Source organism: Vibrio sp. 1402, from assembly GCF_033340275.1.
On the sequence record NZ_JAWOWE010000001.1, the window covers coordinates 87,733 to 99,885 of the forward strand.

Consider the following 12,153-nt stretch of genomic DNA (forward strand, 5'->3'; position numbering starts at 1 on the left):
CGTTCGGTTTCTGGTAAAAGTAAGCGCGTGATTAATATTCGGGAAAATTCGAACTATGAATGAAAGAAAGCAGGGGCGTAGAAGTGCTGAAGCAGCAGAACAAACTAAGTGTCTGATCCTTAAAGTGGCAGCAGATATGTTTTGTGAACTTGGTTACGAGCGTGTCTCGCTGCGCAATATCAGTGAAAAGGCTGGTGTTTCACATAGTTTGATCCGTCACCACTTCGGCAGCAAAGAGAAAATCTGGCAAGCGGTTAGCGATGCAATGGACGAGTTCATGCAGTGCTATATGGCTGAACTCATCAATGAAATGCCGGAGAACACACCTTCGAATAGAAAAATTTATCTGTTTATGGTTCGCATGCTAGCATTTGCTCTCGTCAATCCTCATCCAGTACAGATGATCGCCGATGCCATTCGACAAGGCGATGACGGTGCTCTGCTGCAGTATTTCTTAAAGTCAAAAGATGAGTTCGCTGCGATATTTACCGGAATTTTCGAGCAGTACAACAGCGAAAACCCTAATGCACAATTTGATCAGTGGGAATCAAAGTGGCAAATGTTGATCTTCGCACATGGTGCTGTCAGTCTCGCGCCAATGATGCAAGAAACATGGCCGGATATTGCAGATAATCGCGAAAAACTGCTGATCAAGCATTGGGAATTGTTTAATACCATTATGGCCTCTCAATTTGGGATCCCAAAAGAAGAGATGATTCATCCGGAAAAGCTTGAAGATATCGTTATTGATATGTGCTGTACTATTGATGAAGCAGTAAACTAAAAGTAAACAAGCGAAAAGAAGACATAAAAAATGCCGAGCTACAAAGCTCGGCATTTTTGTTTCAATTCGTTTTAACCACGGTAGTAGCGTTGTGGTACGAACGGCATTTTTTCAACTGTCATTGGTAGCATTTTACCACGCACTTCAGCGAACACTTCAGTACCAATCGCCGCCAAATCCGCACGAACATAACCCATTGAGACTGGCTTACCTGCATTCGGACCCGCCGTACCGCTGGTTACAACGCCAATTTTAACGCCGTCAGCATCGAACAGTTCAACACCTTCACGCACTGGCGCTTTGGTTTGACCTACTAGACCCACACGCTTACGCGCCACATCTTTAGTCTCAATCTGCTTAAGAATAATGTCTGCGCCAGGGAAACCACCTTCACGTTCACCACCAATACGACGAACTTTTTGGATACCCCATAGCAAGCTCGCTTCAACAGGTGTTGTTGTTGTGTCTAGGTCATGACCGTATAGACAAAGGCCACACTCAAGACGAAGTGAATCACGAGCACCAAGGCCAATCCATTCAACTTCATCTTCCGCAGTCAGTTTACGTGCTAGCTCTTCGGCTTTGTCAGCAGGAACCGAGATTTCGTAACCGTCTTCGCCTGTATAACCACTACGAGAAACAATGCACTCGGCGCCTAAAACATCGACTTTACAAATATCCATGAACAGCATTTCAGAAACTTCTGGTGCAAAACGCGCCAATACAGCCGCCGCTTTAGGGCCTTGGATTGCAAGTAGAGCTCGGTCTTCGATAATTTCTAGCTCAACACCAGATGGTAAATGCGCTTGTAGGTGTGCGATATCTTGTGCTTTACATGCTGCGTTCACAACCACAAACAGATGATCGCCTAGGTTAGCCACCATCAAGTCGTCCATGATGCCGCCCTCTTCATTAGTGAAAAAAGCGTAACGCTGTTTACCAGACTCAAGATCCACAATATCCACTGGAACTAATGTTTCTAGGAACGCAGCTGCACCGTCACCAATTAGGCGAAGCTGTCCCATGTGAGAAACGTCAAACAGACCTGCCGCATCACGAGTATGTAAGTGTTCCTTCTTTACGCCTAGAGGATACTGAACAGGCATATCGTAACCCGCGAACGGGACCATTTTGGCACCAACTTCAACGTGAAGTGCGTGTAGTGGTGTTTTCAGTAGTTCTTGAGTCATTTTCGTCTCCATTTAGATAGACCCGAGAATGCTGTCGGCATTCACTTGAATAATACCCAAGTAACCTCGAGATGCTTGGTTCAGCGAGAATGACTTGGTTTGCAGACGCGGCGGCGATTTAAAGGTCTAGTGGCTCTAAATCAAGAATCGGCAAAAAAGTATGCAAGCCAAGGCAACTCGCCCTTCGGGAGCGTGTCATTGAACCGACTTCTGCGTCAAACAACTTGGCAAGAGCTGGCTATTACGCTGCATTGTTTTCCTTGAACTCGAATCAATGGCAACGCTCTGAATCCTGCATCTTGAAGTCACTTGGGTATTTGTTTCCAATAATAAACACGCTTGATTCAATTTTGCACGAACAAGACATCGCTCGACTTTCAAAAGTGTGACTCTTAACATTTTAATCACAACAAATCGTACAAAAAAAGCGCTTTAATGAGCAAGTTCTCATCAAAAAAGCGCTTTTTCATCATAACGACCACCAACAGCAATCGTTTGCTTTCACTATAGGAAATTTACAAGTATTTATCACTATTTGGCTGTCACCCACAAAATGAGCGCATCTTCCTCGCTAACACTGGTCAACATATGTCCCATATTTGCATCGTAATAAACGCTGTCTCCCTCGCTTAAAACAACAGGTTCGTAAAACTCAGAATAGAACATAACCTCGCCAGATAAGATAAGTAAAAATTCTTCGCCGTCATGACGAACCCAGTCTTTATATTCATCAAAACTACGAGCTCGAATTTGGCTCTTAAACGGCATCATTTTCTTATTGGAAAGTTGTGTCGCGAGCAGTTCATGTTCATAGGTTTGTGTTGGGTGTGGTTTACCTTCATTCTTCTTGGTAACATCCCTGCGCCCTGTCGCTACCTTTTTTCTAGGTGGCTCAAAGAGTTGTGGCATGTCAATTTGTAAGCCTAGTGCCAATTTTTGCATCGCTTGAAACGTCGGGGAGATCTGCTCATTTTCTATTTTGCTCAGTGTAGATCGAGCAAGCCCGGTTCGCTGACTCGCTTCTTCTAATGTGATACCGAGTTTCGAGCGGATATCCTTAATACGCTGGCCCAGTTTTAACGGCTCGATATTTTGGTCATGTTGCTCTTTTGCCAACGTCATCGATGGGTATTCATCGTAAATACTTTCTGCCATAAATCCCTCTATAGATATCCATATTTTTTGTCTTACTCGCATTGTGCATGAAGCACATAGTGGATAGAAGTCCACCAAGTGAATTAAAGCGTGCTCTTGTTAACAAATTTTGAAATCTTGTTTCCTATAGGAAATTTTTGGTTGATTGTTCCCGTCACAGGCGCTATGTTACCAACTTGTTAGATGTAGAGATGCATATTTCCGTAAGAGATTGGTAAAGGAAACACGCAATCCAACGGAGTTTTTGCCCAAATTTAGGGCCGGATGTTCACTCTGTTCTGCTACGCAGTTCAGCTGTTTTTGAGGACAAATGAACCACAACCGCAAATCATAACTCATCTATTGCGGGTTCATTTTCAGATTTGGAAGGTCAACTACCATGAATAAGAGTTACCCTAACCACAGCTTGGAAAACTTTTTCTCTACCAACCTCTCTGCGACAGATGATGCTGTCTTTGCTGGAATTCAAGCGGAATCCGCTCGCCAAAACGAACAAATCGAACTTATCGCTTCAGAGAACATTGTTTCTAAAGCGGTAATGCAAGCTCAAGGCACATGCCTAACAAACAAATACGCTGAAGGTTACCCAGGTCGCCGTTACTATGGTGGTTGTGAGCACGTAGATACAGTGGAAGCCATTGCTATCGAACGCGCAAAAAAACTTTTCAATTGTGAATACGCAAACGTTCAACCACACTCAGGCGCACAAGCAAACGGCGCAGTAAAGTTGGCACTGCTTCAACCTGGCGACACCATTCTTGGTATGTCTCTGGACGCAGGTGGCCACCTAACACACGGTGCTCGCCCTGCACTTTCTGGTAAATGGTTTAACGCAGTTCAATACGGTGTTGATCGCGAAACACTAGAAATTAGCTACGAAGATGTTCGTGAGCTAGCACTTGAGCACCAACCTAAAATGATCATCGCAGGTGGTAGCGCTATTCCACGTACTATCGACTTTGCAAAATTCCGTGAAATCGCAGACGAAGTAAATGCAATTCTTATGGTCGACATGGCGCACATCGCTGGTCTTATCGCAACAGGCGCACACCCTAGCCCACTGCCACACGCACACGTTGTTACGACTACAACACACAAAACATTGCGTGGCCCTCGCGGCGGTATGATTCTTACTAACCACGAAGACATCATTAAGAAAATCAACTCAGCCGTATTCCCTGGCCTACAAGGTGGCCCACTGATGCACGTTATCGCAGCCAAAGCGGTCGCATTTGGTGAAGCGCTTGGCCCTGAATTTAAAACTTATATTGATTCGGTGATCAATAACGCAAAAGTCCTAGCGGAAGTATTGCAAACTCGCGGTTGCGACATCGTAACGGGTGGCACAGACACGCACCTAATGCTGGTTGACCTTCGTCCGAAAGGGTTGAAAGGCAATAAAGCAGAAGAAGCTCTAGAGCGTGCTGGGATCACATGTAACAAAAATGGCATCCCATTCGATACAGAGAAGCCTATGATTACATCGGGCATCCGTTTAGGAACGCCTGCGGGTACAAGCCGCGGCTTTGGCGCTGAAGAATTCAAACTCATCGGTAATTGGATTGGTGACGTACTGGACGGTTTAGTGAACAACCCTGAAGGTGACGCAGAAGTTGAAAAACGCGTTCGCAAAGAAGTAAAAGAACTTTGCAGTCGCTTTCCTCTATACCAGTAAACGATTTTTTTGAAATCATAATAATTCCTGACAAGTTATTCGGAGATTAAGCAATGGACAAAACACTGAAGTTTGCAGATAGCCACGAGTGGGTACGTGACAACGGTGACGGCACAGTAACAATTGGTATTTCTGAGCATGCACAAGAAATGCTAGGTGACGTGGTATTCGTTGACCTACCAGACGTAGAAGACGAAGTTGAAGCAGGTGAAAGCTTCTCTCTCGTTGAATCTGTAAAAGCAGCGTCAGACATCTACGCACCAATCACTGGTGAAATCGTAGAAATCAATGAAGAACTAGAAGACAGCCCAGAGCTAATTAACGAAGAGCCGTACGAAGGTGGCTGGATCGTAAAAGTGAAGATGTCTGATGTATCTGAACTAGATAACCTGAAAGACGCAGACGAATACCTAAACTCTATCGAAGAAGAGTAATTAGGATGTGACGAAAGCTGTTCCCTAGCCTGTTTAGAGAACAGCTTTTTTTCTAGGTTCGGACGTATAATTTAATTTATCAGTAACGCAAATCCGTTACCCGAACCAAGGAGTAGGTAAAGGACAATGACTGAATTACTTCAAAGCCTCAGCACACAAAACGAGTTCGTTGCTCGCCACAATGGACCAAACAAATCTGACCAACAGAAAATGTTGGAAGCGATCAACGCAGTTAGCCTAGATTCGCTTATCGACGAAACCGTACCAGCACAAATTCGCCTAGAGCAACCAATGAGCTTGGCTGAAGCGAAAAGCGAAGCAGACATGCTGGCAGCCATGCGTAAGTTCGCCGATCAGAACCAAGTTAAACGTACATTCATTGGTCAGGGTTACTACAACACCTTCACGCCGAACGTGATTCTACGCAACGTGATGGAAAACCCGGGCTGGTACACTGCTTACACCCCTTACCAACCAGAGATCTCACAAGGTCGTTTAGAAGCACTTCTAAACTACCAACAAATGGTGATGGATCTTACTGGTATGGAAATCGCGAACGCGTCATTGCTTGATGAAGCAACGGCAGCAGCAGAAGCGATGACACTTTGTAAGCGTGCGGGTAAAAGCAAGAGCAACGTATTCTTCGTTGCTGACGACGTTCACCCACAAACCATCGAAGTGGTAAAAACTCGTGCGAAATTCATCGGCTTTGAAGTCTTGGTTGGTTCTTTAGAATCACTACCAGAGCAAGACGTGTTCGGCGCACTAGTTCAATACCCAAGTACAACAGGTGAAGTTCGTGACCTAACGGACATCATCGCTAAAGCGCAAGCAAACAAAACACTAGTGACTGTAGCAACGGACCTTCTTGCTTCTACCCTGCTTAAACCTGCAGGTGAAATGGGCGCAGACGTAGCAATCGGTTCAGCACAACGTTTTGGCGTGCCGATGGGTTACGGCGGTCCACACGCTGCTTTCATGGCAACTCGTGATAAGCACAAGCGTACAATGCCTGGGCGTGTTATCGGTGTTTCTATCGATACCAACGGTAACCAAGCACTGCGTATGGCAATGCAAACGCGTGAACAGCACATCCGTCGTGAAAAAGCGACTTCAAACATTTGTACTGCTCAAGCACTGCTAGCGAACATGGCGTCTTTCTACGCGGTTTACCACGGCGCAGAAGGTCTACGCACGATTGCTCGTCGTACGCACCACATGACAGCCATCCTAGCCGCTGGCCTAACTAAAGGCGGCTTCGAGCTTGCTCACAACAGCTTCTTCGACACCATCACTATCAACACAGGTGCACAAACTGAAGACCTATACGCGAAAGCACTAGCCGCAGACATCAACCTACGTAAGTTGGATACTCAGCTAGGTGTGAGCTTCGACGAAACCACAACCGTGGCAGATGTAGAAGCCCTATTCGCAGTATTCGGTGTGAAAGAAGAAGTCGCAGCACTATCAACTGAAATCGCAGGCAACGAGTTTGCAGCCATTCCAGAAGCATTGCGCCGCACAACAGAATATCTAACACACCCTGTGTTTAACACGCACCACAGCGAAACACAGATGATGCGTTACCTAAAACAGCTAGAGAACAAAGACTTCTCACTCACGCACGGCATGATCCCACTGGGCAGCTGTACGATGAAGCTGAACGCAGCAGCAGAGATGATTCCAGTAACTTGGCCTGAGTTTGGTTCGATCCACCCGTTCGCACCAGCAGAACAAGCAGCTGGTTACGCTGCACTCGCAAAAGACCTTAAAGAAAAGCTATGTGAAATCACTGGCTATGACGCATTCTCACTACAACCAAACTCTGGTGCATCGGGTGAGTACGCAGGTCTTATCGCGATTCAACGCTACCACGAAAGCCGTGGCGAAGGTCACCGCAACGTATGTTTGATCCCAAGCTCTGCGCACGGTACTAACCCTGCGACAGCATCTATGGTGTCAATGAAAGTGGTTGTGGTTAAGTGTGATGAAGAAGGCAACATCGACATCGACGACCTAGCAGCGAAAATCGAGAAACACAAAGACAACCTATCAAGCATTATGATCACTTACCCTTCTACGCACGGCGTTTACGAAGAGAAAGTGAAAGAAGTGTGTGAAATGGTTCATGCCGCTGGTGGTCAGGTTTACCTAGACGGCGCTAACATGAACGCGCAGGTTGGTCTAACATCACCAGGCTTCATCGGTTCAGATGTTTCTCACCTAAACCTACACAAAACCTTCTGCATCCCGCACGGTGGTGGCGGTCCGGGTATGGGTCCTATCGGTGTGAAATCTCACCTAGCTCCTTTCTTACCAGGGCATATTGAAGACGGTGTAGAAGGCGCAGATTTCGCAGTATCAGCAGCAGATATGGGTAGCGCTTCTATCCTGCCTATCTCTTGGGCTTACATCGCAATGATGGGCGAAGCTGGCCTAACAGATGCTACAAAAGTAGCAATTCTGAACGCAAACTACGTGATGGAAACACTTCGCCAACACTACCCTGTTCTTTACCGTGGCAAAAATGGCCGCGTAGCGCACGAATGTATTATCGACATTCGTCCGCTGAAAGAAGAAACAGGTATCAGCGAAGAAGACATCGCGAAGCGTCTAATGGACTACGGTTTCCACGCACCAACTATGTCGTTCCCTGTAGCGGGCACGCTAATGGTTGAGCCAACGGAATCGGAAGATCTAGAAGAGCTGGACCGCTTCTGTGATGCGATGATCGCTATCCGCGAAGAAATGGAGAAAGTGAAAAACGGTGAATGGCCACTGGATAACAACCCACTTGTTAACGCGCCACACACACAAGTTGATCTTTCAGCTGAAGATTGGGACCGCCCTTACTCTCGCGAGATTGGCTGCTTCCCGTCTAAAGCGACCAAATCTTGGAAGTACTGGCCAACGGTAAACCGCGTAGATAACGTATACGGCGACCGTAACCTAATCTGTTCATGCCCAAGCATCGATAACTACGAAGATTAATTTTTGTAGTCTCTAAATCGACAAAGGCGAACCGTTTGGTTCGCCTTTTTGTTTTTGGTGTGCCGCCCTAACACTTGTTGATACATCGAGAAGGAATGATGGCTAGTTATTGTTTGCACAAAAGTGATTTAGAAATACAGTAACTTCTGAGAACCTATGAATTAGCACTAATATCTCAGAGCCTTAAAGGCTTGTTGGAAACTCCTCATGAACACTATGCTATGCAGGTGCTATGTAGTTTCTAGTTCAGTTGCAGTAAGTCCCATTTATTACCATAGAGATCTTGGAACACCACCACTGTCCCGTATTCTTCCACACGAGGCTCTTCATTAAATACAACACCATTTTTCTTCATCAACTCGTAGTCACGCCAAAAATCATTAGTTTGCAGAAACAGGAAAACACGACCACCTGTTTGATTTCCTACTGCATGCGTTTGCTCCGGTGTACTCGCTTGAGCTAAAAGTAGGTTTGTACCATTGGAGTTTGGAGGAGAAACTTGAACCCAGCGTTTACCACCACCTAGGTTGGTATCTTCAACCAGAGTGAATTGAAGTTTTTGAGTATAGAACTCGATAGCATCGTCGTAATTTTCAACGACTAGAGCAATGTTTCCGATTTGCTGCTGAACAGTTTTGGCCATGATGATTTCCGCTGTGTCAAAACGCTAATTGTACGCTATTTTGAGACTTTTCCAGAAAGCACGTAACGCCTTGCAAAGGTTTAAGGCACACAATACGAATGTTTACGCACAGCGCCTTTGTCACTAGAACCGACAAACAATATAGCTGCCACCAGTGTCGAATCTTGATTGAGCAACTTATTAAAGCCTTAGCTATAACTCAAGAGTAAACCTCTAACCTAATAACGAAGGCTGCTCGTATACCATGGTATTATAGTTCTTCTAGTTTTCCCTTAGCTAAATCTTCTTGTTGCTTAAGGAACATGAAGAAGTTTGCCTCACTGATAAACGGGTTACCGCTTGTGCCGAGCTTCTTCCTATTTTCAAAAAGGAAATTTTTATGTGGATGGTTCGAAAGGTTAACGTTCACAATAGGTGCCTGTAGTGAAATTTTTCTAATTTTCTCCATGCTAGTCAGGAACTGGCCAATAACTTCTGGATCATTGCTACTTACGCTATGCCCACCAACGATAAAAGCACGATATTGTTCGCCATTATCTTCAACAGCGAAGTCTAAGGAATAATCACCTTCCGTGTGGCCAGGTGTGAGATAGAACTTAAACTCATGTCCACCAATAACCATGGAGCTATCGCTTTTTATCTCTATGTCTAAATTTGGAGGAAGGAACTTGTTCTCACCTTCGCTTTTGTTTGATTGCTGTATAGATAGTTCATGAGCGCTTTTGGTCATCACGACTTTGGAACCATACTTCTCTTGAAGTAACTGGGCGCCCCCAACGTGGTCAGAATGCCCATGAGTTACCAATATGTGCGTTATTGGCTTATCTTTTAGCCCTAGCTTCTCTAGGTTGATAGGTATCCACTCAGAGTAAGGGAAGTCAAGCGTATCAATGATAACAAGTCCGTCTTCTGTAGCAATGGCATATGATGAGACCCACTTGTCTCCTACATAATAGACATTATCAAACATCTGAAATGGTTCTACATAACCGTTCTTATCATTCATTGCTGGAACATATTGACTTAAGGAAGCAAAAGACGAAGCACTGAAAAGTAAACCTACAATAATTTTTTTCACGAAATCGCACACAAATATATCCTTAATAATTTCTTATAGAACTTCGCGGATGAGAAAGCTCTAAACGATTTTCAGAGGCAAATACAACTGCAAATACTTTCTACTTAGCTTGAGTTTTAGCTGACCGAATCACTTGTAAACTCGAATCCCATTAACTGCCTATGTATTCATGATTCTTTTAGAGGTTAAATAAATGAACTCAATTGAAGCAGAGTCATGAAGCTTCACTTGAGGTTACCGGCACAGCACAATGTGATAAACCTCTTTCAAGCAAACATTTGAATGCGATTTTTCCAATTTAAGACATGTTCAATAAATGCATCAACTCTTGCAGGCCTTTTATCGCGGTCTCGATACATAATGAATACTTCTTTACCCGAGCATTGCCATTCCGGCAACAAAGGCAGCAGGTTATGTTGATCATGATTTAGCTCATGAAAGTAATAGGTTGGAATCCACGCAATTCCTAAACCATGGATGACGGCGTCTCTAACTAGTAGTACATCATTTGAAGTGAATTGAAACTTTAGCGGATGATCAAATGTTTCATTGGTGATTTGATTAACTAATTTCCATTGGCTGTCGTTGTTTACCGTAATTAGGCGATGATGAACAAGTTGTTCTGGATGGGTAATCGGTTGGTGTTGTTCTAAATAGCTTCGTGATGCACAAAGCGCAAATGGAATCGACCATAATTTCTGAGCAATCCAGTCTTGTTCAATAAGATCACCAAGACGAAAACTAACATCGACACGGTTAGATACAAGATTGATTTTTTCATTCTGTACATCTAAATCGATACATATCTTCGGATGTTGCTCTGCAAATTCATAAACGCACCGCTTTAACCACATCTGTGTCATGTTAATTGGCGCTGATAGTTTTATCGTTCCGCTTAAAGACTGACGCTCAGTCGCAATTCTCGATGTCACATTATTTAAGCTAAGAAGTAATGGCTCACAGAGTTGATAATATTTTTCGCCATCAGTTGTTAACGCAAAGTGGTGTGCACTGCGGTTAAATAGTCTGCAATTTAAGTTTGTTTCCAGCCTTTTTAACTTCCGGCTTAGCGTGGCTAACGGGACATTAAGACGCTCAGATGCTTGTGTTAGGCTTTGATAACGAGCAACAGAAACGAATAACAAAAGGTCATCCAAAGAGTGACGTTCCATATTTGGGATTAACCCTCTTAAATTTGGCTATTAAAAATCAAATATGAAATATATAGCATTATCGCGTCAAGTTAATTTTTATCAGGAAGATCTATGTCTAAGCATTTATCAATTTGGTGCGGTGTTGTTGTCGCTATCTTTTTTTGGTCTAGTAATTTTAACGTAATAAAGGCTATTAATAGCGATGTCTCTCCTTTGGATTCAGCGACGTTACGGTTTTCCGTTGCAGCTTTAATACTCTTGTTGATAAGAGGTACTAAACGCTCTCCATATGGAGCCAAGCTCACACGAAAAAGTATGTTGTCGTTGTTTGTTATAGCAACCGTGGGTGTAACTATCCAAAACTTCTCTATTTTCTCTGCAATGAGCTTTACTACCCCAGTGAACGCAGCGGTTGTTCAGGCAAATCTACCACTTGTCACTATCTTGTTGTCGGGCTTTATTCTCAAAACTTCCATTTCGGTTAAAACTATTTTAGGTGCACTAATCAGTTTTTGTGGAGTGGTAATCGTCATTACAGGGGGAAATATTCATTCTATTAGCAGCAATAGTAATATTGGTGATCTATACATGTTATTTGCTTTAATTAGTGGGTGTTTATACACAATTCTAGCGAAGCGTTTAACATCTCATATCCCAGTAACTCAGCAGTTACGTTGGGTGTTAAGTATTGGTGCCATTCAAATGGTCGCTATAGCGATGTACCACGGCGACTTTAGCCGTAGCTTAAATGCCATAACATTTAAAGACCTAGCATTAATAGCTTACATGAGCCTGTTTGGAACTTTGATTGCTTATTACTTTTGGATGAAAGGCGCTATCGTTCTTGGTCCAGATAAAATGTCTCCATTATTTAATATTATGCCGGTATTCACTCTACTGATTTCGTCCATTTCTGGTGATCAGGCTCAATGGGAAAATGTTTTAGGCGTCTTTATCGTTGCGGCTGGTGTGTATATAGGTAACTCAGCACCTTTTGCTCGTTTACGGAAGGTGGTGGAGTAAAAATAGACGCCAACCTTAAGTCGCAT

10 protein-coding genes are annotated in these 12,153 nt (G+C 44.0%); 5 read left to right on the forward strand and 5 right to left on the reverse strand.

What is annotated here, in order from left to right:
- Nucleotides 1-55: 55 nt before the first annotated feature.
- On the forward strand, nucleotides 56-784 hold the full coding sequence (gene vdeR, locus R7044_RS00375; protein WP_005376423.1) for an efflux transporter transcriptional repressor VdeR: 729 nt from the start codon (nucleotides 56-58) through the stop codon (nucleotides 782-784).
- A gap of 71 nt (nucleotides 785-855) precedes the next feature.
- On the opposite strand, the gene gcvT is transcribed toward vdeR, so the two are convergent.
- Both gcvT and R7044_RS00385 read right to left on the reverse strand, forming a co-directional pair.
- The gene (gene gcvT, locus R7044_RS00380) at nucleotides 856-1,974 is read right to left on the reverse strand and encodes a glycine cleavage system aminomethyltransferase GcvT (protein WP_053303572.1); all 1,119 of its coding nucleotides are present in this window, start codon (nucleotides 1,972-1,974) and stop codon (nucleotides 856-858) included.
- Nucleotides 1,975-2,505: 531 nt separating this feature from the next.
- Nucleotides 2,506-3,129: a helix-turn-helix domain-containing protein gene (locus R7044_RS00385; RefSeq protein ID WP_005376429.1), complete on the reverse strand. Its 624-nt coding sequence runs from the start codon at nucleotides 3,127-3,129 to the stop codon at nucleotides 2,506-2,508.
- 379 nt (nucleotides 3,130-3,508) lie between these two features.
- Here R7044_RS00385 and R7044_RS00390 point away from each other — a divergent pair, with 379 nt between their 5' ends.
- From R7044_RS00390 to gcvP, 3 genes are all read left to right on the forward strand, one after another.
- Nucleotides 3,509-4,804 (forward strand): serine hydroxymethyltransferase, encoded by a 1,296-nt coding sequence (locus R7044_RS00390; protein ID WP_225455280.1) that lies wholly within the window; start codon nucleotides 3,509-3,511, stop codon nucleotides 4,802-4,804.
- A 53-nt stretch (nucleotides 4,805-4,857) separates the two neighbouring features.
- A complete protein-coding gene (gene gcvH, locus R7044_RS00395) occupies nucleotides 4,858-5,238 on the forward strand; it encodes a glycine cleavage system protein GcvH (RefSeq protein ID WP_005376432.1) in 381 nt (126 codons plus the stop codon).
- A gap of 126 nt (nucleotides 5,239-5,364) precedes the next feature.
- Complete coding sequence (gcvP, locus tag R7044_RS00400; protein WP_225455281.1) at nucleotides 5,365-8,229, forward strand: aminomethyl-transferring glycine dehydrogenase; 2,865 nt, start codon at nucleotides 5,365-5,367, stop codon at nucleotides 8,227-8,229.
- A gap of 241 nt (nucleotides 8,230-8,470) precedes the next feature.
- On the opposite strand, the gene R7044_RS00405 is transcribed toward gcvP, so the two are convergent.
- The 3 genes from R7044_RS00405 to R7044_RS00415 all read right to left on the reverse strand — a co-directional run bounded on the left by R7044_RS00405 (nucleotide 8,471) and on the right by R7044_RS00415 (nucleotide 11,122).
- Nucleotides 8,471-8,872 (reverse strand): VOC family protein, encoded by a 402-nt coding sequence (locus R7044_RS00405; RefSeq protein ID WP_005388788.1) that lies wholly within the window; start codon nucleotides 8,870-8,872, stop codon nucleotides 8,471-8,473.
- 250 nt (nucleotides 8,873-9,122) lie between these two features.
- Nucleotides 9,123-9,950, reverse strand: a complete 828-nt coding sequence (locus R7044_RS00410; RefSeq protein ID WP_225455282.1) for an MBL fold metallo-hydrolase — start codon at nucleotides 9,948-9,950, stop codon at nucleotides 9,123-9,125.
- A gap of 266 nt (nucleotides 9,951-10,216) precedes the next feature.
- Nucleotides 10,217-11,122 (reverse strand): LysR family transcriptional regulator, encoded by a 906-nt coding sequence (locus R7044_RS00415; RefSeq protein ID WP_054730378.1) that lies wholly within the window; start codon nucleotides 11,120-11,122, stop codon nucleotides 10,217-10,219.
- A gap of 93 nt (nucleotides 11,123-11,215) precedes the next feature.
- On the opposite strand from R7044_RS00415, the gene R7044_RS00420 reads away from it, so the two are divergent.
- Nucleotides 11,216-12,127 (forward strand): DMT family transporter, encoded by a 912-nt coding sequence (locus tag R7044_RS00420; protein ID WP_033906525.1) that lies wholly within the window; start codon nucleotides 11,216-11,218, stop codon nucleotides 12,125-12,127.
- Nucleotides 12,128-12,153 lie beyond the last annotated feature (26 nt).

Excerpts from the sequence above, each read along its gene's own strand:
- R7044_RS00390 (WP_225455280.1), top strand. The coding sequence starts at position 3,509 with ATGAATAAGAGTTACCCTAACCACAGCTTGGAAAACTTTTTCTCTACC.
- R7044_RS00415 (WP_054730378.1), bottom strand. The coding sequence starts at position 11,122 with ATGGAACGTCACTCTTTGGATGACCTTTTGTTATTCGTTTCTGTTGCT.
- gcvT (WP_053303572.1), bottom strand. The coding sequence starts at position 1,974 with ATGACTCAAGAACTACTGAAAACACCACTACACGCACTTCACGTTGAA.
- R7044_RS00420 (WP_033906525.1), top strand. The coding sequence starts at position 11,216 with ATGTCTAAGCATTTATCAATTTGGTGCGGTGTTGTTGTCGCTATCTTT.
- vdeR (WP_005376423.1), top strand. The coding sequence starts at position 56 with ATGAATGAAAGAAAGCAGGGGCGTAGAAGTGCTGAAGCAGCAGAACAA.
- gcvP (WP_225455281.1), top strand. The coding sequence starts at position 5,365 with ATGACTGAATTACTTCAAAGCCTCAGCACACAAAACGAGTTCGTTGCT.
- R7044_RS00405 (WP_005388788.1), bottom strand. The coding sequence starts at position 8,872 with ATGGCCAAAACTGTTCAGCAGCAAATCGGAAACATTGCTCTAGTCGTT.
- R7044_RS00385 (WP_005376429.1), bottom strand. The coding sequence starts at position 3,129 with ATGGCAGAAAGTATTTACGATGAATACCCATCGATGACGTTGGCAAAA.
- gcvH (WP_005376432.1), top strand. The coding sequence starts at position 4,858 with ATGGACAAAACACTGAAGTTTGCAGATAGCCACGAGTGGGTACGTGAC.